The sequence below is a fragment of the Blautia sp. AM23-13AC genome, from assembly GCF_003435675.1.
Lineage (GTDB): Bacteria > Bacillota > Clostridia > Lachnospirales > Lachnospiraceae > Fusicatenibacter > Fusicatenibacter saccharivorans.
This window is the reverse complement of record NZ_QTUL01000001.1, coordinates 54,917-72,787: the sequence shown is the minus strand read 5'-3', so window position 1 is coordinate 72,787 and position 17,871 is coordinate 54,917. Positions and strand designations below refer to the sequence as shown.

Genomic DNA, 17,871 nt, shown 5'->3' with positions numbered 1-17,871 from the left:
TCTCTCTGGAGCAGCGGATTTGGATCTGTAAATCTCTGGGATGAAATGCTGGATTTTTTCATCCGGCGGTAAGAACAAAGGAGGCATATGTATGAATAAGAAACAGAAAAAGGTTCTCATCCGCGTCATCGTTGCATCGGTTCTTCTGATTCTCTGCGCGGTACTGCCGACAACCGGCTATGTGCGATTTGCAACCTTTATGGTTCCTTATCTGGTCATCGGATACGATATCCTGAAAAAGGCCTGGAAGGGAATCCTGAACAAACAGGTATTTGATGAAAACTTTCTGATGGCTGTTGCAACGGTCGGTGCCATTCTGCTTGGCGAGTATCCGGAGGGCGTAGCTGTTATGCTGTTTTATCAGATCGGCGAACTGTTCCAGAGCTATGCTGTCGGAAAGAGCCGCCGGAACATCAGCGAACTGATGGATATCCGCCCGGATTATGCAAATATCGAGGTAGACGGAAAACTCGAGCAGGTTGATCCGGATGAAGTTGAGGTTGGCACAATCATCGTTGTACAGCCTGGTGAAAAGATTCCGATCGATGGTGTGATCAAAGAAGGAAACACCACACTGAATACCAGTGCCCTGACCGGAGAGAGTGTTCCGCGTGACGCCCGGGATGGAGACGAAGTCATCAGCGGATGTATCAATATGTCCGGTCTGATTAAAGTAAAAACAACGAAAGAGTTTGGAGAGTCCACCGTATCCAAAATTCTGGACCTTGTGGAAAACTCCAGCTCCAAGAAATCAAGATCCGAGAACTTTATTTCCAAATTTGCGAAATACTATACACCGGCCGTCTGCTACGGTGCGCTGGCGCTGGCAATCCTGCCGCCGCTGGCACGGATGCTGTTTTTAAGTGCCGCTCCTGAGTGGAGCGTATGGATTTACCGTGCGCTGACCTTCCTGGTTATCAGCTGCCCTTGTGCACTGGTCATCAGTATTCCGCTCAGCTTCTTCGCCGGTATCGGCGGCGCAAGCCATGAAGGTGTCCTGGTGAAAGGTTCCAACTATCTGGAAACACTTTCCCAGACCAAATACGTTGTATTCGATAAAACCGGTACCATGACACAGGGTGTCTTTGAAGTAGCCGGTATTCACCACAATACGATCAGTCAGGAAGATGTTCTGGAATACGCAGCACTTGCTGAGTGTGCTTCGAGCCATCCGATCAGCAAGAGTCTGCAGAGAGCATATGGAAAACTGATCGACCGAAGCCGTGTCACGGACATCGAAGAGATCAGCGGAAACGGTGTAACAGCAAAGGTAGACGGTAAAAATGTCGCTGCCGGAAATGCAAAACTGATGGAGCGCCTTGGCGTTGATTATATCGACTGCCACAGCGTCGGCACCATCGTCCATGTTGCTGTAGACGGCAAGTATGCCGGACATATCCTGATCTGTGATATGATCAAACCGCATGCGAAAGAGGCGATTCAGGCGCTGCGGAAATCCGGTATTAAAAAGACGATTATGCTGACCGGAGACTCCAAGCGGATAGCCGATCAGGTAGCTGCAGATCTTGGAATTGATGAAGTTTACAGCGAACTGCTTCCTGGTGACAAAGTAAGTAAAGTGGAAGAGCTGCTTGCCGCAAAGACAGAAAAAGAAAAACTTGCCTTCGTAGGTGACGGCATCAACGATGCACCGGTACTGTCCCGTGCCGATATCGGTATTGCGATGGGAGCACTTGGTTCCGACGCAGCAATTGAAGCAGCTGATATCGTTCTGATGGACGACGATCCGCTCAAGATTTCCAAAGCAATTCACATTTCCAGAAAATGTATTCACATTGTTTATGAGAATATTTATTTTGCAATTGGTATCAAAGTATTGTTCCTGCTTCTGGGAGCCATCGGTATCGCTAACATGTGGATGGCAATTTTCGCAGATGTCGGAGTTATGATTCTGGCGGTTCTGAATGCAATTCGTGCTCTGTTTGTGAAAAATCTATAGAAAGACGAGGACACAAAATGGCAAAAATCAATCCGGATGAAGCTGATCTGTGCTGTGACTCCTGTGAGGTTCATGAAAATCTGGTAAAGATTGTCAATGAGACCATGCCGGATGAAACAGAGCTTTACGATCTGGCAGAGCTTTTCAAGGTATTTGGTGATTCCACGCGGATCCAGATCCTGTTTGTCCTGTTTGAGGCAGAGGTATGCGTCTGCGACCTGGCAGAAGCACTGCACATGACACAGTCCGCAATTTCCCACCAGCTTCGCATTCTGAAGCAGAATAAGCTGGTAAAGAGCAGACGAGAAGGAAAATCGGTGTTCTACTCTCTTGCAGATGGTCATGTACGGACAATCATCGCACAGGGACAGGAGCATATTGAAGAGGATTAAAAAAGCATAAGATAGCAGAAACGTCCCGCAAATGAAATTTCTCATCTGCGGGACGTTTCTGCTTTTCATATTCATTCTTTATTTGGTAAACCATGCTTCCCGAACATGCTGTTTTAGAAGGTTCCGTGCATTTTGGAAGCTGTTTTTTTACTTTATTTACATAACCAAATTATGTAAAGCATTTCTTGAATTTCATGATTTATACTCCTCGGAGTAATACGGAATGCAGAGATACATACCGTCCGTGATCTGGTTGGAACTCAGGTGATTGATCTCACGGACCTCAGCAATGTAACTGGAAATATCGGAGTATTCTTCTGTACGGTATTCTTTGGCGATATCCCACAGTGTATCGCCGGAAGAAACGCGGATACTGGTGTAGTATTTGTAGGTTGGAGCTTTCGGCTCACTGTCTGCCTGCGTATTCTGCGGCGTGAAGTGGAAGATTAAAAGAAATGTGACGGCAACCAGAGACAGGAGAGCGGCGGCTGCGCGGATCTGCAGTTTTCTTCTCTGGATTTTTCGTCTTTCTCTCAGTGATTTTCTTTTCTTTGCATTGGTACTCATGTAAAATTCCCCCTTGATTTGTGATAGAAGAGTAGTTGTGCTACGTGAACATTTGTTCTTTCGAATATATGTTCATTATAATAAAAGAACGTATGTTTGTCAATACGAAATACGAACAAATTTTCGAAACTTTTGTTTGCGTTCCGGTTGGATTTATGGTAAAATTTATTTGGTATATTTTAAGCAAATATCGTATAGAAAGAGGGGACTACCCTAATTCATATAAAAAACGAAACGACAGGAGGAACATACGATGGCTGGAGACAAAAATAAACTGACAGAGAAACAGAGACAGATTCTCGAATATTTAAAACAGGAAATTTTGCAGAGAGGATTCCCGCCGTCTGTGCGTGAGATCTGCGAAGCGGTTTCCCTTCGTTCTACATCCTCGGTACATGCACATCTGGAAACACTGGAGCGGAAAGGCTATATCAAACGAGATGCAACAAAACCGAGAGCCATTGAAATCTGCGATGAAGGATTCCATACCGGCCGCCTTGGTGCAATCCAGGGAATTGCATCGGAAGACACCGCATCCCAGAGCGAGGTTGCACAGATTCCGCTGATCGGCAAAGTAGCTGCCGGAGAACCGATTCTTGCGGTAGAGAATATTGAAGGATATTTTCCGATGCCGGTAGACCGTCTGCCAAACGCAGAAACGTTCCTTTTAAAGGTACAGGGCGAAAGCATGGTAAATGCAGGTATTTTAGACGGTGACCTTGTTCTTGTGGAACAACAGGCAACTGCGGAAAATGGAGAAAAAATTGTCGCTCTGGTCAATGATTCCGCTACAGTAAAAACATTCTACAAGGAAGACGGTTATTTCCGCCTGCAGCCGGAAAACGATGAGATGGATCCGATCCTTGTGAATGATCTGCAGATCGTAGGAAAGGTAATCGGAGTATTAAGATTTTTATCCTGAAAAATAAAAGAAGAAAATAAAAAATGTTGTGAAAAAACGAACAAGAAATCGGCCTGTAAAATTCGGCGGTTTCAGAGGAAAAACCGGTGATTTCTGAAAGTAACTCTTCAACTATTCGAAAAACCTGCGTTTCCCGAATAGTTATATAGAAGAAATACTTCTTTCATTTTCCCGGTTTTTCTGTTTAGAAAGGCTCATTTGCGGTTATGAAATCAAAAATTACGTATCACGAACAAACCGATATGGAAAATACACTGAAGCTCCGCGAGGTTCTGAAGACGCTTCCCTCTTTTACTTCCGAATTTTTCCGCGGCATCAGCACAACGACATCGACCAGCACACGGATCAAATATGCATATGACCTTCGGATCTTTTTTCAGTATCTGCAGAAAGAAAATCCGGAACTTGCCAAAATTCCCATGGATCAGATGTCCGTTGATGTGCTTGACCAGGTCACTGCACTTGATCTTGAGGAATACACAGAATATTTAAAGGCTTATATCGGTTCCCAGGAATCTTATACCACCAACGGGGAAAAAGGACTGAAACGAAAATTGTCGGCACTTCGGACGTTCTATTCCTATTATTTCAAAAAGGAACTGATTGAGACAAATCCTACGCTGCTTATCGATATGCCGAAGCTCCATGAAAAAGAAATTATCCGTCTGGAGCCAAATGAGGTTGCGGAGCTTCTCGATTTTATTGAATCCTGCGGCGACGGGCTGAGCAATCATCAGCGGGCCTACTATGAAAAAACAAAGGAACGTGATTTTGCAATCATTACTCTTCTGCTTGGCACGGGAATCCGTGTGTCGGAATGTGTCGGGTTAGATATTGAGGATGTCGATTTTAAAAACAATGGCATCAAAGTGCTTCGAAAAGGTGGAAATGAAATGTTTGTCTACTTTGGAGATGAAGTTGCCGAGGCACTGAAAAAGTATATCGAAGTCCGCGCAGGTATTACGCCTGTGGCAGGACACGAACACGCACTCTTCTATTCGGCGCAGAGAAAACGGATCAACGTCAAGACGGTGGAAAATCTGGTGAAGAAATATGCGTCCCAGGTGACGACAACGAAGAAAATTACGCCGCATAAACTGCGTAGTACGTACGGTACGACGCTGTATCAGGAAACAGGCGATATTTATCTTGTTGCGGATGTTCTCGGCCATAAGGATGTCAATACGACGAAGAAGCATTATGCTGCCATGGACGATGCAAGGCGCCGTCAGGCTGCCACAGCGGTACGGCTGCGGGAGTCCATGCCGGAGCATGAGGAATAAAAACATATCAGAAACCAAAAGAGGAATCAACAGGGATTATATCCCATTCGTTGATTCCTCTTTTTTATGGAGACGACTTCTCTCCTGCTTTTTTTAGTTACTCCGCCTTAATTGCCCAGCGCATTTTCGTTGAACTTGCACGGCTGTTGCGGATGCATTCTTCTTTGGAAGGACGAATGACTTCTTTTGAATATTCGGAATAAATACCGATCTGATACAGTCCCTTCATGGACTTTTTCACAAGCCGGTCTTCGCCGGAATGGAACGTCAGAATTGCCGCTCTGCCGCCCGGAGCAAGAGCATCCGGAAGTTTTTCCATGAATGCTTCCAGAACCTCATATTCGTTGTTTACATCGATCCGCAGTGCCTGGAAGGTGCGGGCGCAGGATTTTTTGATGGCTTCTTTTTTCTCGTCTTTCGGAAGAAAATCCAGTGCTTCAGCGATCAGATCACGCAGTGCAAACGTAGTGTCAATTTTCTTTCCTTTCCGAAGTGCCCGCGTAACAGCCTGGGAAATTTCTTTTGCATACGGTTCATCGGCGTTTTCAATGAGCATGCCTTCCAGTTCATCGCGTGCAACCGTGCGCAGACGCTCGGCCGCGGAAATTCCTGCCTCCGGATTCAGGCGAAGATCCAGCGGTCCATCATATTTGTAGGAAAAGCCGCGCTCCGGATTATCAATCTGCATGGAGGAAACACCAAGATCCGCCAGAATGAAGTCAAAGGGGCCGTATTTGGCAGCAACCTGATCAATATTGGCAAAATTCTGATGAAGAATCGTTAAAATCTCAGGGCCGTACCCCTGCGCGGCCAGTCGTTCTTTTGTTTTTGCCATCTCGATCGGATCGACATCCAGCGCACAGAGATGCCCTTTTCCCTGCAGGCATGCAAGCATACGGGAGCTGTGGCCGCCGTATCCGAGTGTTGCATCAAGTCCGTTCTGTCCCGGCTCGATCTTGAGAAAATCGAGGATTTCATCTACGAGAATCGGGATATGCATGCCGGCCGGTGTGCTTCCCTTTTGGATCACATGCTCAATGGTCCCCTGATATTTCTCCGGATTCAGTTCTTTGTATTTCTCATTGTAATTCCGCGGATGTGTGCCTTTGTAGCGGACGCGGCGTTTGTGTTCTTTCTGTTCTTCCATAAAATGTTCTCCTTATACTTCAAATATATTTAATCGAACATGTGCGTTCGAATATTTTCCAGATCAATTGGTTCTCCTGTCATCGGCTGCAGAAAGTGCAGTTTCCAGGCATGGAGCGCGGCACGGGTACCGCCGTCGCGGACTCCGTAGAGCGGATCTCCGAAAAGTGGATGTCCAATAGATGCCATGTGAAGGCGGATCTGATGCGTGCGGCCGGTTTCCAGACGGCAGCACACGACGGCCCAGAAAGGATCCTGAAGGACAGCCTCGTAGTGTGTAATAGCCCACAGGCCGTTCCCTTCTTTACAGATACGCATTTTAGTGATACGTTTCCCAGACGGATCGAAAGAATCAGGGTCATCTCCTGGAATTTGCTCCATGGAAAGACGAATGGTTTCTTTTTGCGTTTCTTCGGAAAAGGGATGGTGTACCAGAGCCAGGTATTCTTTTTTCAGCGCGCCGCTCTCCCGCTGCCGGGACAGTCTGGCAGCAGCCAGCTGATTCTTTGCAAATAGTACCAGACCCGATGTATCTTTGTCAAGACGGCCGATGCAGCGGAGTTCAGAAGGCGCTGTCGGTGTTTTTAACAGGGATGCGGCAGCATGTGTCAGGGAATCGGAATAATGGCCGTGGGAAGCGTGGCAGACCATACCGGATGGCTTGTCTGCGACACAGAGATCACTGTCCTCATAGAGAATCCGTACGCCGGCAGAATCACCTGATACCGGCAGAACCTGATCTTCGGAAAGGTGGGGACACTTCTGCTCATATCGAAAAGTGATTGTATCTCCAGTCTGAACGACTGCATTCGTGCGGCAGGAAACACCGTTTTTCTGAATTCCATCCGGAATATATTTGGCATGGCGGATTTCACGTGGTGTCAGGTGCAGAAAACGTTTTAGAATTGTTTCCACCGACAGTCCCCCCTGTTCCGGAAGGACAAAGTGACACAGCTGCTGATAGTCAAATTGCGGCATAAAAGATTTTCTCCTCTTCACAAGTTCACATAATCATTTTATGTAAACTATATAAATACAAACAATTCAGTACGATGATGGTACACTATCTCTAGACAAAAACAGGTTTCACAGATCTCGCAAACCACGTTCTGTTTTACCGATTCGGCAAACAAAAAAATTTTATTTACAGATCCTCTAAGATCACCGTAAACGGCCCATCATTCACCAGTGATACTTCCATCTCAGCCCCGAACACTCCCGTTTCGACAACAGGAACCTGTTCCCGTGCTTTCGCGACCATATATTCATACAGTTCTTCTGCTCTGTGCGGCTCGCCTGCTTCCGTGAAGCTTGGACGGTTTCCTTTTTTACAGTTGGCATACAGGGTAAACTGTGAAACCATCAGAAGCTGTCCATCCACATCTGCCAGGGACTTGTTCGTCTTTCCATTTTCATCTTCAAAAATACGCAGTCCCAGCAGTTTTTTCATATACTTGTCTGCTGTTGCTTCATCGTCCCCCTGGCCGACACCGATCAGAACCAGAAAACCTTTCTGAATCGATCCGACAACCTTCTCTTCCACCGAAACACTTGCTCTTTTTACACGTTGTATAACAATTCTCATCTTTAAAATCCTTTCATAAAATGACCCTCCTCTTATTTTTAAGAGGAGGGTCGTTTCTCCTATGTTCTGTTTTGATCAGGTGCTGAAAATCTTGCGGATTCCCGCTTCTTTAACTTCAATTGCCTGTTTGATCATATCTACGGTTCCATCGATACCGAATACACTGCTGTTCAGGCACAGGTCGTAGCTGTCTACCTCGCCCCAGCGTTTGCTGGTGTAGTAATTGTAGTAGCTTGCACGCTGTTTGTCGATCTTTGTGATCTTGTCTTTTGCTTTTGCATCGGAAAGATCATACAGCTTTGCGATACGGCGGATGCGATCCTGCATATCAGCTTTAATAAAGATGCTCAGCACGTTCGGATTTTCCTCCAGTGCATAATCTGCACAGCGGCCTACGATGACACACGGACCGTCCTGCGAAATCTTCTTGATGGCATCAAACTGTGCCAGAAATACCTTCTGGTTCAGCGGCATATCCATCATGGTAGATCCATAGCCGAAGGAGTAACTGTCCATAACCAGAGAGTATAAAAAGCTGTTGGTTGGTTTTTCATCGTGGTTTTCGAACAATTCCTGGCATAATCCGCTGTCCTTTGCTGCTCTCTCCAGCAGCTCTTTGTCATAGTACTTGATTCCCAGGTCATCCGCTAAAATCTTACCAATGGAATGTCCGGCGCTTCCGTACTGACGTCCAATCGTTATGATAGTTTTCATATAATCCGCTCCTTTCCATTCCGTCACAATAATCTGCTTTCACAGATGTAGTAACTCGCGTTTTTTCGTTACATCCAGTATACTACAGAATTCACAGAAAGTACAGAACATTTTGATAAAACTTATACAAATTAACTATATACTTTTTGAAATATCATTCTTTTTAAGCAGTTTCAGACATTTTTTCGAAACTGCAGCAACAGATTGGAAAAATATTCCGGAATCGGCGCCTCAAACTCCATATAGGCACCGGTCCGTGGATGGATAAATCCAAGTACCATCGCATGCAGCGTCTGTCCCTGCAGGTTTTTCACCGGGCATTTCTTCGGGCCATAAACCGCATCGCCAAGCAGCGGATGCCCGATACTTGCCATATGGACACGGATCTGATGCGTCCGGCCGGTTTCCAGCTGGCATTCAATATACGTATAATTTCCAAAGCGTTCCAGCACACGGTAATGTGTGACCGCCGGTTTTCCGTTCCGTTCATTAATCGCCATCTTTTTCCGGTCTGTCGGATGGCGGCCGATTGCACCGCGCACGGTTCCCTCGTCCTCTTTCAGATTCCCATGGATAATTGCCCGGTACTTTCGGGTAATGGAATGTACAGAGAGCTGTTCTGCGAGGCTCTGGTGGGCGAAATCGCTCTTACAGATAACCAGGGCACCCGTTGTGTCCATATCGATTCTGTGGACGATTCCGGGGCGCAGAACGCCGTTGATGCCGGAGAGATTTCCGCGGCAGTGATACAGAACCGCATTGACCAGTGTTCCGTTGCTGTGGCCTGCCGCCGGATGTACGACCATCCCCTTGGGCTTATTGACGACCAGAAGATCATCATCCTCGTACAGAATATCAAGCGGAATGTTTTCTGGCTCCACGTTCAGTTTTTCCGGTTCCGGCAGAAGCACCAGAACGGCATCACCGGCGGCAACCTTACTGCTTGCTTTCTGCGTTTTTCCGTTGATCGAAACCTTTCCGTCTTTTAAAAGCTTCTGCAGAAAAGAACGGGAACAGTCCGAAAAAGATGCGGCCAGGCACTGATCAATCCGTTTTCCGTCAAAATCCGGTGTAACTTCCAAAATCCGTTCTTCTTCAGCCATCGGACTCCTCCTTTTTGGCGTTTTTATGCAGAAATGCGAAGTCTTCGTCCTTGTAGTACAACAGATACAGCAGTAAAAAGACAGCGACCGATACGGTGACATAAATATCAGCTACGTTAAAAACCGGAAAGTTGATCAGCGAAACGTAGATGAAATCAACGACATAGTGATTCAGAAAACGATCGTAAAAATTTCCGACCGCACCAGCCGTCAGAACAGTCAGCACGGCAAAAAGCGGTAAAAAGCGGCGTGTCTTTGGAAGCTTGTAAAAGACAATCACCATGACGATCAGAAACAATACCGTCATCATAGCAAACAGCCAGTACTGATCCTGCAGAAGTCCGAATGCCATACCGCGGTTTTCCAGATAAAACAGCTCCAAAACCCCTGGAATGAGCTCGATCGACGGCTGGTCCTTCAGATACTGCACTGCCAGTGATTTTGTATACTGATCTGCTGCAAGCAGAAGGACAATCGCTGCCGCGCAAACCAGATAAACGGCCAGCGGAGAAAGTTTTTTACTCTTCATCGATCAGATCTCCATTAATAGAATTGATAGCTTCCAGCATTTCTTCATCTGTAACCGTGCGGTCCACCACAGCATGGCCGACAGACTCCAGAAGGATGAATTTGATCGTACCCTGTTCCATTTTCTTGTCCGATTTTGTTGCAGCCAGAATATCTTCCGATTTCAGGCCGTCCACAGTGATTGGCAGATAGAAACCGACGTTCATATCACGAATCTCGTAAAACTCTTCATCGGAGAGATAACTTCTCTTGTAGGAAATATAGGCAGCAGCAACGGTTCCAAGTGCAACGCACTGGCCATGGAGCAGTTCGAAGTTTTTGAGTTTTTCAATGGCATGGCCGATCGTATGGCCAAGATTTAAAACGGCACGCTCTCCCTGTTCTGTTGGGTCATTTTCTACAACCTGGCGTTTGATATCGCAGCATTTCTGAATCATTTTCGTTAATACCGGCTCAATCCGCTCTTCGATCTCAGACATGTGATTGATGGTCCAGATGTAGAATTTTTCATCGCGGATCAGACCTGTTTTCAGGACTTCTCCCATACCGCAGGCAAACTGATCGCCGTTCAGGGATTTTAAGGTTGCCATATTCATATAGACAAGACGTGGATGATGGAATGCACCGACCATATTTTTGTACTGGTCGAAATCGACGCCCGTTTTTCCTCCAACGCTGGAATCTACCTGTGCAAGCAGTGTCGTCGGAAGCTGGATGAAATCAATGCCGCGCAGATACGTTGCCGCCGCATAGCCGGTCAGATCCCCAACGACACCGCCGCCGAGTGCGAATAAAATGTCTTTTCTCTCAAAGTGGTTTTCAATCAGATGCGTGTACAGATCTTTGACAGTATCCAGATTTTTGCTTGCTTCACCAGCCGGGAAAACAAATGCGGTTACGGTCTCAAACAGCGGGGACAGTACATTTTTTACCTCTTCCAGATACAGTTCTGAAACCGTGCTGTCTGTGACAATGCAGGCCTTTTTTGCAGGGAGTTTTAAGTTCTCCACACAGCCGGCGAGGCGTTCGTAGCTGCCGTCCCAGACAATTTCATAAGAAAATTCAGTAGATGTGCCTTCTCTTTTAACGGTAAGTGTTTTCATAAATTATGCCTCCTGTATGTTCTTTCATGAAAAAAGCATCAGAATCCTGCATCTGATGCTTTTCCTTTGTTACTAAGTAAATCAATAATTGATCCAGTGGATCCATTTTAATTTACTGCAAAGATAATTTTCTTTAATAATCGGTACGGATATTTGGAAGATCAAAAGCTCCGCTTAAGATATCCTGGATGTCGCCGGAAATTTCTACACTGGACGGTGTCAGGATGAAAATATAGCTGGAAACTTTCTGCAGACTTCCGCTCATGCAGTAGCATGCACCACAGCAGAAATCAATGATTCTCTGGGCAATATCCACATCAATGCCTTCTAAGTTAAGGACAACGGTACATCCGGCCAGAAGCGTATCCGCGATTTCACGGGTATCCTCCATGGAAGCCGGTTTGATGACGCATACTTCCATATTTAATGCACCTGCTTTCTTTCTCATTGGAGTAACTTTCGAGGAAACCGGGGCAGCTGGCTTTGGAGCTCGTGCAGCAGCAGCCTGGCTTGAAGCGGTGGTCTTTGGCGCCGGCTGTTTACGCGGTGCAGTGTGAACCGGTTTCGCCTGCAGCTCTTCCTCTTCGTCCTCATCCTCGTTCTCCAGTTTACGGAAGAAACGTTTCTTTGGTTTTTCTTCTATATCATCGTCTTCTTCATCGAAGAAGCTATCCGAATCAGCATCCTCTTCCTCGTAATCGTCGTTCAGCCGGATGGCATCCAGAAATTTGTCTAAAACACTCATTCTTATACTCTCCTATTTTTAGTCCTGTGGCATTTGGCCAGACAGCCGTGCAGAATGCGCGGGGTCACTCTTCTTGGAAAGGCTTCCTGTTATCTTTTACTGTAATCCCGTTCGCCAAAGACTCCGGTTCCAACCCGTACTAAAGTGGCGCCTTCTTCTACTGCTACTTCGTAATCGCCGGTCATGCCCATGCTCAAAATGGCCATACGTACATTATTAATGTTTTTGGCGGCAATGTCAACACTTAATTCCTTTAATTTGCGAAAAACCGGACGATTTTCTTCTGGATCTTCCACATACGGTGCAATGGTCATAAGTCCCTCCACATGAATTGCCGGAAGTTTTGCGATTTCTTCAATCAATGGAAGGGTTTCCTCTACGGAGACACCAAACTTGCTTTCCTCGCCGGCAACGTTTACCTCGATCAGGATCGGGATTTCGCAGTTGTGCTTTACCGCTTCCTCACTGATCGTTTTTGCCAGACGAAGAGAATCGACAGAATGAATCAGGGCAACTTTTCCTGCAATGTATTTTACTTTATTCCGCTGCAGATGACCGATCATGTGCCAGTGGATATCCTTTGGCAGCACTTCCTCTTTTTCTGTCAGCTCCTGCACTTTGTTTTCACCGAAATTGCGTTCGCCAAGATCATAGATTTCGGAAAGCATTTCGACCGGTTTTGTCTTGCTGACCGCAATCAGGGTAACTTCCTCCCGGTTCCGTCCGGCTCTTTTGCAGGCTTCTGTAATTTTCTTCTGGACTTCTTCATAGTTCTCTTTCAGCATATCTTTCTAACCTCCAGTATTTAATGCACAATATCTTCTTCACTGACGGTGGATGCATTTTCCACAATATAATCATACTGCGAAATGCCGTATTGCGTTTGTTTTTTTATGATAGAATACTCCGCATTCTGATCGACGATCTGAATTTTGCGGAATACAGCATATCCTTTGTTGATGCAGTAAACACCCTGCAGCGGAACCGTTTCTCCAATCTGATACGTTGTGGCGGAATCCTGTGCACGAAGTATATCTCCATCATTAAAAGCGGCCATGTCGACGTAATATTCGACCGGATTATCATTTTCATCATTGACCTGCTCATAGATCGTGGCGTTTACAAATTCTGTCACCGGCTGTCCGTTATCATCCAGCATGACATTTCCTTTTTTATCGGTCTTTTCCCGCAGGAAACCGGAAGAATTGCTGTCTCCGCCCTGTACGAGCATCTGCGCCGGGATTTTATAGAAATCTTTTTCCGTGATGGCAGTATTTGGAATTTTCAGTCCGCTTCCATTGTTTGTGACCAGCTCTATTGAAAGAAAACGGTCTTCCGCATAACGGATCATCCCGCTTGTAAACGAAATGACAGCATAGTTCTGATCGTTAATGGACTTTAGGTTCAGTGTTCCCGTCTGTGTTTTTCCGTCTTTCAGAAATTTAACTTTTATCGTACTGAAATTGGAAAGTGTAACGACCTGCTTATTCGTCACCGGAACGGCAATTTCCCACTGCTCATCTGTCACCAGACGGTATACTGCATTTCCAGGCTCCGTCTGCGCGCCGGAATCAAAGGAAACCACAGAGGCTTTCGTAGAGAAAAGCTCCGGCGTAAGGCTGTCCTCCGTATAGCTTTCATATCCATCACTGCCGTAGACGACAACACCGTCCTGATCTGCATAAAATATCGTCTGTAATGAGGAATCTCCGTTTTCAGCGGCAGCGGCAAGCAGCTTTGCGGAAAGTTCTGTTTTCAGCTGATAAATGCCGGAAAAGGAACTGGAATCATAATCAGAAGAAAAACGTGCGAGCGAGGAACGAAGCGACGTTCTCGTTGCCGCATCTGCCGAAATACCAGAGGTATCGGCATTTTCTGTTGCGGAAATCCCATAAACAGCGCTTCCGCGGCTGATTTTCGATGCATTTGGGGTATAGAACTGAACATATCCGCTGCCGGAGGAAAGCTGCACACTCTCTGTCCGCATGGCGAATGCGGTATAGGTATCATTCCGGGATAAAGTTCCCTGCACAACCTGAAAAGATTTGATATGATCGGCGGTCAGGTAAAAGAAAAGTGAAACTGCCATATAGAAAAAAAGGGCTCCAAAGATGATATTTCCAATATTCAACGCCGGAAAAGGGAAACGGATTCTCGAATGCCGGCGGCTGTTCTTTTTCTGCTTAGACAAAATGTATGCTCCTTTTATTGTTTAATCCATGCGCTAAAAGGACGGTGCCGTAAGCGCCGTCCTTTGGTTTTGTCGCTATGCAATTATTATAATACAGTTTCGGTTACAGTGCAACGATAATCTTATCCTGCATGCCTTCCGGAAGCTCTTCCTTATCCATGGAGACACTTAATACGAAGGTAATGTTATACTGCTTGCCAATGCCTTCCAGCTGTTCAACACAATCTGTGATGTCCTCTCCTTCCAGTTTTGCTACTTTCAGGAAGCTGTCGAGATAAACGCTTGCGAGATCGTGGTCCTGAGAAACGATACCGCAGATAAATCCGATAAATTCATCACTGTTTTTCAGAGGATAGTCGGTTGCGGAAATCAGACGTACTTTGTTGTTTAATTCAAACATGTGCTTTGTGCTCTTGTCAATATACACGATATTTCCGTTTGCGGTTTTTACCTCTGCATTTACTTTGTCTAACAGCTGTTTTGTTTTGCCTTTTCCCTTCTTGCCTACAATTAATTGAACCATAGCAGTTTCCTCCTTAGATTAGAATAAGATATTTTCACCAAAAACCTTTAAGTTCATGGTTTAATTATAGTACAATTCACCAACGTTTTCAATGGTAAAATGAAAAAATTCTGAAAAATCTTCTAATTCGCAGGGAAAGGAGCTCTGTTTTTCTAAACGGATACGACAATCTCCCGGATAGGCAGAAAAAACGCCGTCCGGGGGATTGCAAAAAGATTACGTCAGGAGTTGATATTGGAAAGAAGAGTGTTCATGTCCTCGTACAGTTCCACTTTTGTTGATGCATGAAGAATGACAGAGATAAACGGTTCTCCGTATGCATTCTGGGATACCAGTGCCAGGCAGGAACCGGCCTCATCGGTCGTTCCGGTTTTTCCGCCGAGCACCGTCACATTTTCCGGTGCGTTTTTCTCTCCGGTCAGATATTTGTCCGTGGAGCTTAAATAGATCGTTCCCGCCGTACCGTCCGCATGCGTTATGTTCAGCGTGTAGGAAGACATTGACATCGTATTCTGGAATTCCGTATGCTGATAGGCAGCATACAGCATCAGATAAACATCATATGCAGTAGTGTAATGATTCTCATCGTGAAGACCGTGCGGGTTTGCAAAATGCGTACCGGTCATGGCAAGGGAAGCTGCCTTATCATTCATCATCTGAACGAAATTCTCTACACTTCCGCCTACCTGGCGGGCAATCGCCATAGCAGCATCGTTGGCAGAATAAATCAACAATGCATGGAAAAGCTGATCCATCGTTACCGTATCGCCCACGGCCAGTCCACTCATCTGGGATCCATCTTCCAGCGCAAGATCCTCTTCCGTGATCGTTACCTGCGTATCCGGCTGGTTGTATTCCATGGCAAGGAGAGCCGTCATGATCTTCGTGATGCTGGCTGGGTAGACCTGATCATACATATTCTGCGCGAACAATACTTTTTTGTGATCCAGATCAAACAGTCCGGCCTTTACCTGTGAAGAAAACGAGATATCATTCAGCGGTACGCTCGTCTCACCGACACAGAGATCGGCAGAGAGCGTTTCAGCCTGAAACCGTTTTTCTGCCGAAAGCGGATCGGAGGCGAGCACCATACTTCGCGCAAACGGCTCTGTAATGTCCATCTGGCGGTCCTGACGGTACAGTTTCACACCGATCAGAACCGCAATAACAGCAACACAGACACCCGCGCCGATGATCAGGCGGTTTAAAATATGTTCGGTTTTTTCCGGAGCAGTCCCGTTTTTCTCCGTTACAGGCAGTTTCTGTTCTTTTTCTGTAGTATTAGTCGTTTCTCCGGTAGATTTCACGCCAGTCCATTTCTCCTCTGTCTAATGATTTGATCAGCATTTCTGCCGTTGCAAGATTGGTGGCAAGCGGAATGCTGTGTACGTCGCAGAGACGGATAATCCGATGGACATCCGGCTCATGCTGTTTCGGCTGTTCCGGATCCCGCAGGAAAATCACAAGATCCAGATCATTCTGTTCAATCTGAGAACCCATCTGCTGAACGCCTCCAACGTGTCCAGCCAGATATTTGCGGACGTTAAGTCCGGTTGCCTCTTCTACCAGACGGCCGGAAGTTCCGGTTGCGTAAAGAGTATGCTTGGCAAGTACCGAGCGGTAGGCGATACACAAGTTCTGAAGCAGCGTTTTTTTTGCATCATGCGCGATCAATCCGATGTTCATTGATGGTTTTCCTCCTTAGTAATTCATAGTTTCTGGTTACAAAATCCCGGTTCTGCAGTCCGACATTCAGGACAAGCCCCATTCCGATGTAAAGTGTTACAAGGGAGGTCAGTCCATAGCTGACGAACGGAAGCGGTGTACCGGTGTTCGGCAGGATTCCGGTTGCAACACTGATATTCAGAAAGCTCTGAAAGGCAATGAGTCCTGCCATACCGCAGCAGATCAACGTTCCTGACAGATCTTTTGCTTTCCGGGAAGTCCGGATGCATTCGACGAGAATCAGGAACAGGAGCAGGATGATTCCGCAGCATCCAAAGAAACCAAGTTCCTCTCCTGCCACTGCAAAAATAAAGTCATTATGGTTCTGGGAAACGAAATTTCCCTTATTTGCGGAAGAAACTTTATTGTTGTTGAGTCCTTTTCCGGTCAGCTTTCCGGAACCGATGGCTGTAATGGAATTCTGCTGCTGGAGACGGCCGTCGGCGTTGTCGGCATCATCGCTTAACCAGTCCTGAATTCGCCCAAGCTGATAACCAATCGTCTTGTCAAGAGCCGCCGGAAGCTGGAAATTCACCTGCGTAATGACAAGCAGAAGCGCAAGTACCAGTGCTGAACCGGAAACCAGAACAACGGCGATAACTTTGTAGCTTAAGCCCGCCACATACATCATAAAGCAGAACAGAACCATGACCGTAATCGTATTTTTCAAATCCGGCTGACGGTAAATCATAACGAGCGGCGGAATCAGAAGCCCGATCGCGGTAAAAATGGTTTTCGCCGTATTCAGATCTTCTTCATGCTTCATCAGAAACATCGCAAAAAACATGATCAGAAAGATTTTTGACAGCTCGGTCGGCTGAAACTGAAAGCTTCCGATCTGAATCCAACGGGTCGCACCAAACGTGTTTTTTGCGGTAGAACCGCCGAGATAAAGAACGCCAAGCATCATCAGATTTCCGATGTAAAGAACCCAGTAAAAATTCAGAAGCCAGCTATAGTCAAGCAAAGAGACAATAATCATGATGACTACGCCCAATACGACTCCGATGGCCTGTTTTTTCTGGTCTGCACTGTCTGCACTTCCGATCAGAAGCACACCAATAATGCTGATGGCAATCAGAAGAATGACCAGCCGGAAATTATAATTTTTCAGCTTATATCGTCTTAACATGATACTCCTCGTTTCTTTTCAATGGTATTTTCGCTGTCAGTATGACAGGGGTTGTTTGTGTAATGGTGACGGAAATTTCATCCGCCTCAACGGTAAGGTATTTTCCTGCAGCAGCAGAAAGATCATTTTTCAGCATCTGAAGCGATGCCGGAGAACAGTTCAGACGTTCTGCCATTAAAAGATTGGACAGACGTTCTTTTGCAACGAGGCCGGAGTGCGGCTTTCTGCCTGAAAATAAACCCATACCAGTTC

Annotated in this window: 20 protein-coding genes; 4 read left to right on the top strand and 16 right to left on the bottom strand. The window is 46.2% G+C overall.

Annotated elements, in window-relative coordinates; translation table 11 throughout:
• Positions 1-91: 91 nt before the first annotated feature.
• Positions 92-1,960 carry a heavy metal translocating P-type ATPase gene (locus DW642_RS00305; protein WP_117508933.1) on the top strand — a complete coding sequence of 623 codons (1,869 nt, stop codon included), beginning with the start codon at positions 92-94 and terminating at the stop codon, positions 1,958-1,960.
• 17 nt (positions 1,961-1,977) lie between these two features.
• Positions 1,978-2,352 carry an ArsR/SmtB family transcription factor gene (locus DW642_RS00300; protein ID WP_022462871.1) on the top strand — a complete coding sequence of 125 codons (375 nt, stop codon included), beginning with the start codon at positions 1,978-1,980 and terminating at the stop codon, positions 2,350-2,352.
• Positions 2,353-2,544: 192 nt separating this feature from the next.
• Here the strand turns inward: DW642_RS00300 and DW642_RS00295 are convergent, their stop codons facing one another.
• Positions 2,545-2,919, bottom strand: coding sequence for a LysM peptidoglycan-binding domain-containing protein (locus DW642_RS00295; RefSeq protein ID WP_022462870.1), 375 nt, complete (start codon positions 2,917-2,919; stop codon positions 2,545-2,547).
• Between the two features lie 253 nt (positions 2,920-3,172).
• Between DW642_RS00295 and lexA the strand changes: the two genes are divergently transcribed.
• Complete coding sequence (gene lexA / locus DW642_RS00290) at positions 3,173-3,841, top strand: transcriptional repressor LexA (RefSeq protein ID WP_055217843.1); 669 nt, start codon at positions 3,173-3,175, stop codon at positions 3,839-3,841.
• Between the two features lie 206 nt (positions 3,842-4,047).
• Positions 4,048-5,124 carry a tyrosine-type recombinase/integrase gene (locus DW642_RS00285; RefSeq protein WP_022462868.1) on the top strand — a complete coding sequence of 359 codons (1,077 nt, stop codon included), beginning with the start codon at positions 4,048-4,050 and terminating at the stop codon, positions 5,122-5,124.
• A 97-nt stretch (positions 5,125-5,221) separates the two neighbouring features.
• Here DW642_RS00285 and rsmH read toward each other — a convergent pair whose 3' ends face one another.
• The 15 genes from rsmH to DW642_RS00210 all read right to left on the bottom strand — a co-directional run bounded on the left by rsmH (position 5,222) and on the right by DW642_RS00210 (position 17,863).
• On the bottom strand, positions 5,222-6,271 hold the full coding sequence (gene rsmH / locus DW642_RS00280) for a 16S rRNA (cytosine(1402)-N(4))-methyltransferase RsmH (RefSeq protein ID WP_117508932.1): 1,050 nt from the start codon (positions 6,269-6,271) through the stop codon (positions 5,222-5,224).
• Positions 6,272-6,300: 29 nt separating this feature from the next.
• Complete coding sequence (locus tag DW642_RS00275; RefSeq protein WP_117508931.1) at positions 6,301-7,248, bottom strand: RluA family pseudouridine synthase; 948 nt, start codon at positions 7,246-7,248, stop codon at positions 6,301-6,303.
• 166 nt (positions 7,249-7,414) lie between these two features.
• Positions 7,415-7,855, bottom strand: a complete 441-nt coding sequence (gene dtd, locus DW642_RS00270) for a D-aminoacyl-tRNA deacylase (RefSeq protein WP_022462865.1) — start codon at positions 7,853-7,855, stop codon at positions 7,415-7,417.
• Between the two features lie 75 nt (positions 7,856-7,930).
• Entirely contained in the window at positions 7,931-8,569 is a 639-nt protein-coding gene (locus tag DW642_RS00265) for a cytidylate kinase-like family protein (RefSeq protein WP_117508930.1), read from the bottom strand.
• Between the two features lie 173 nt (positions 8,570-8,742).
• The gene (locus tag DW642_RS00260; RefSeq protein ID WP_117508929.1) at positions 8,743-9,672 is read right to left on the bottom strand and encodes an RluA family pseudouridine synthase; all 930 of its coding nucleotides are present in this window, start codon (positions 9,670-9,672) and stop codon (positions 8,743-8,745) included.
• Entirely contained in the window at positions 9,665-10,201 is a 537-nt protein-coding gene (lspA, locus tag DW642_RS00255; protein ID WP_022462862.1) for a signal peptidase II, read from the bottom strand. Before lspA ends, DW642_RS00260 begins: the two co-directional genes overlap by 8 nt.
• Positions 10,191-11,303 carry a 3-dehydroquinate synthase gene (gene aroB, locus DW642_RS00250; protein ID WP_117508928.1) on the bottom strand — a complete coding sequence of 371 codons (1,113 nt, stop codon included), beginning with the start codon at positions 11,301-11,303 and terminating at the stop codon, positions 10,191-10,193. Before aroB ends, lspA begins: the two co-directional genes overlap by 11 nt.
• A 133-nt stretch (positions 11,304-11,436) precedes the next feature.
• Positions 11,437-12,048: a cell division protein SepF gene (locus tag DW642_RS00245; protein ID WP_117508927.1), complete on the bottom strand. Its 612-nt coding sequence runs from the start codon at positions 12,046-12,048 to the stop codon at positions 11,437-11,439.
• An 89-nt stretch (positions 12,049-12,137) separates the two neighbouring features.
• The gene (locus DW642_RS00240) at positions 12,138-12,833 is read right to left on the bottom strand and encodes a YggS family pyridoxal phosphate-dependent enzyme (RefSeq protein ID WP_022462859.1); all 696 of its coding nucleotides are present in this window, start codon (positions 12,831-12,833) and stop codon (positions 12,138-12,140) included.
• A 20-nt stretch (positions 12,834-12,853) separates the two neighbouring features.
• Positions 12,854-14,137 carry an HlyD family efflux transporter periplasmic adaptor subunit gene (locus DW642_RS00235; RefSeq protein WP_147326089.1) on the bottom strand — a complete coding sequence of 428 codons (1,284 nt, stop codon included), beginning with the start codon at positions 14,135-14,137 and terminating at the stop codon, positions 12,854-12,856.
• A 205-nt stretch (positions 14,138-14,342) separates the two neighbouring features.
• Positions 14,343-14,762, bottom strand: coding sequence for a hypothetical protein (locus tag DW642_RS00230; protein WP_022462857.1), 420 nt, complete (start codon positions 14,760-14,762; stop codon positions 14,343-14,345).
• A gap of 221 nt (positions 14,763-14,983) precedes the next feature.
• The gene (locus tag DW642_RS00225) at positions 14,984-16,069 is read right to left on the bottom strand and encodes a D-alanyl-D-alanine carboxypeptidase family protein (protein ID WP_242991096.1); all 1,086 of its coding nucleotides are present in this window, start codon (positions 16,067-16,069) and stop codon (positions 14,984-14,986) included.
• Entirely contained in the window at positions 16,044-16,448 is a 405-nt protein-coding gene (mgsA, locus tag DW642_RS00220; protein WP_022462855.1) for a methylglyoxal synthase, read from the bottom strand. The genes DW642_RS00225 and mgsA overlap by 26 nt, the downstream gene beginning before the upstream one ends.
• The gene (locus DW642_RS00215) at positions 16,423-17,619 is read right to left on the bottom strand and encodes an FtsW/RodA/SpoVE family cell cycle protein (protein ID WP_022462854.1); all 1,197 of its coding nucleotides are present in this window, start codon (positions 17,617-17,619) and stop codon (positions 16,423-16,425) included. Before DW642_RS00215 ends, mgsA begins: the two co-directional genes overlap by 26 nt.
• Positions 17,603-17,863 (bottom strand): cell division topological specificity factor MinE, encoded by a 261-nt coding sequence (locus DW642_RS00210; RefSeq protein ID WP_022462853.1) that lies wholly within the window; start codon positions 17,861-17,863, stop codon positions 17,603-17,605. The genes DW642_RS00215 and DW642_RS00210 overlap by 17 nt, the downstream gene beginning before the upstream one ends.
• Between the last annotated feature and the right edge of the window lie 8 nt (positions 17,864-17,871).

Excerpts from the sequence above, each read along its gene's own strand:
- DW642_RS00305 (WP_117508933.1), top strand. The coding sequence starts at position 92 with ATGAATAAGAAACAGAAAAAGGTTCTCATCCGCGTCATCGTTGCATCG.
- DW642_RS00300 (WP_022462871.1), top strand. The coding sequence starts at position 1,978 with ATGGCAAAAATCAATCCGGATGAAGCTGATCTGTGCTGTGACTCCTGT.
- DW642_RS00295 (WP_022462870.1), bottom strand. The coding sequence starts at position 2,919 with ATGAGTACCAATGCAAAGAAAAGAAAATCACTGAGAGAAAGACGAAAA.
- lexA (WP_055217843.1), top strand. The coding sequence starts at position 3,173 with ATGGCTGGAGACAAAAATAAACTGACAGAGAAACAGAGACAGATTCTC.
- DW642_RS00285 (WP_022462868.1), top strand. The coding sequence starts at position 4,048 with ATGAAATCAAAAATTACGTATCACGAACAAACCGATATGGAAAATACA.
- rsmH (WP_117508932.1), bottom strand. The coding sequence starts at position 6,271 with ATGGAAGAACAGAAAGAACACAAACGCCGCGTCCGCTACAAAGGCACA.
- DW642_RS00275 (WP_117508931.1), bottom strand. The coding sequence starts at position 7,248 with ATGCCGCAATTTGACTATCAGCAGCTGTGTCACTTTGTCCTTCCGGAA.
- dtd (WP_022462865.1), bottom strand. The coding sequence starts at position 7,855 with ATGAGAATTGTTATACAACGTGTAAAAAGAGCAAGTGTTTCGGTGGAA.
- DW642_RS00265 (WP_117508930.1), bottom strand. The coding sequence starts at position 8,569 with ATGAAAACTATCATAACGATTGGACGTCAGTACGGAAGCGCCGGACAT.
- DW642_RS00260 (WP_117508929.1), bottom strand. The coding sequence starts at position 9,672 with ATGGCTGAAGAAGAACGGATTTTGGAAGTTACACCGGATTTTGACGGA.
- lspA (WP_022462862.1), bottom strand. The coding sequence starts at position 10,201 with ATGAAGAGTAAAAAACTTTCTCCGCTGGCCGTTTATCTGGTTTGCGCG.
- aroB (WP_117508928.1), bottom strand. The coding sequence starts at position 11,303 with ATGAAAACACTTACCGTTAAAAGAGAAGGCACATCTACTGAATTTTCT.
- DW642_RS00245 (WP_117508927.1), bottom strand. The coding sequence starts at position 12,048 with ATGAGTGTTTTAGACAAATTTCTGGATGCCATCCGGCTGAACGACGAT.
- DW642_RS00240 (WP_022462859.1), bottom strand. The coding sequence starts at position 12,833 with ATGCTGAAAGAGAACTATGAAGAAGTCCAGAAGAAAATTACAGAAGCC.
- DW642_RS00235 (WP_147326089.1), bottom strand. The coding sequence starts at position 14,137 with ATGGCAGTTTCACTTTTCTTTTACCTGACCGCCGATCATATCAAATCT.
- DW642_RS00230 (WP_022462857.1), bottom strand. The coding sequence starts at position 14,762 with ATGGTTCAATTAATTGTAGGCAAGAAGGGAAAAGGCAAAACAAAACAG.
- mgsA (WP_022462855.1), bottom strand. The coding sequence starts at position 16,448 with ATGAACATCGGATTGATCGCGCATGATGCAAAAAAAACGCTGCTTCAG.
- DW642_RS00215 (WP_022462854.1), bottom strand. The coding sequence starts at position 17,619 with ATGTTAAGACGATATAAGCTGAAAAATTATAATTTCCGGCTGGTCATT.
- DW642_RS00210 (WP_022462853.1), bottom strand. The coding sequence starts at position 17,863 with ATGGGTTTATTTTCAGGCAGAAAGCCGCACTCCGGCCTCGTTGCAAAA.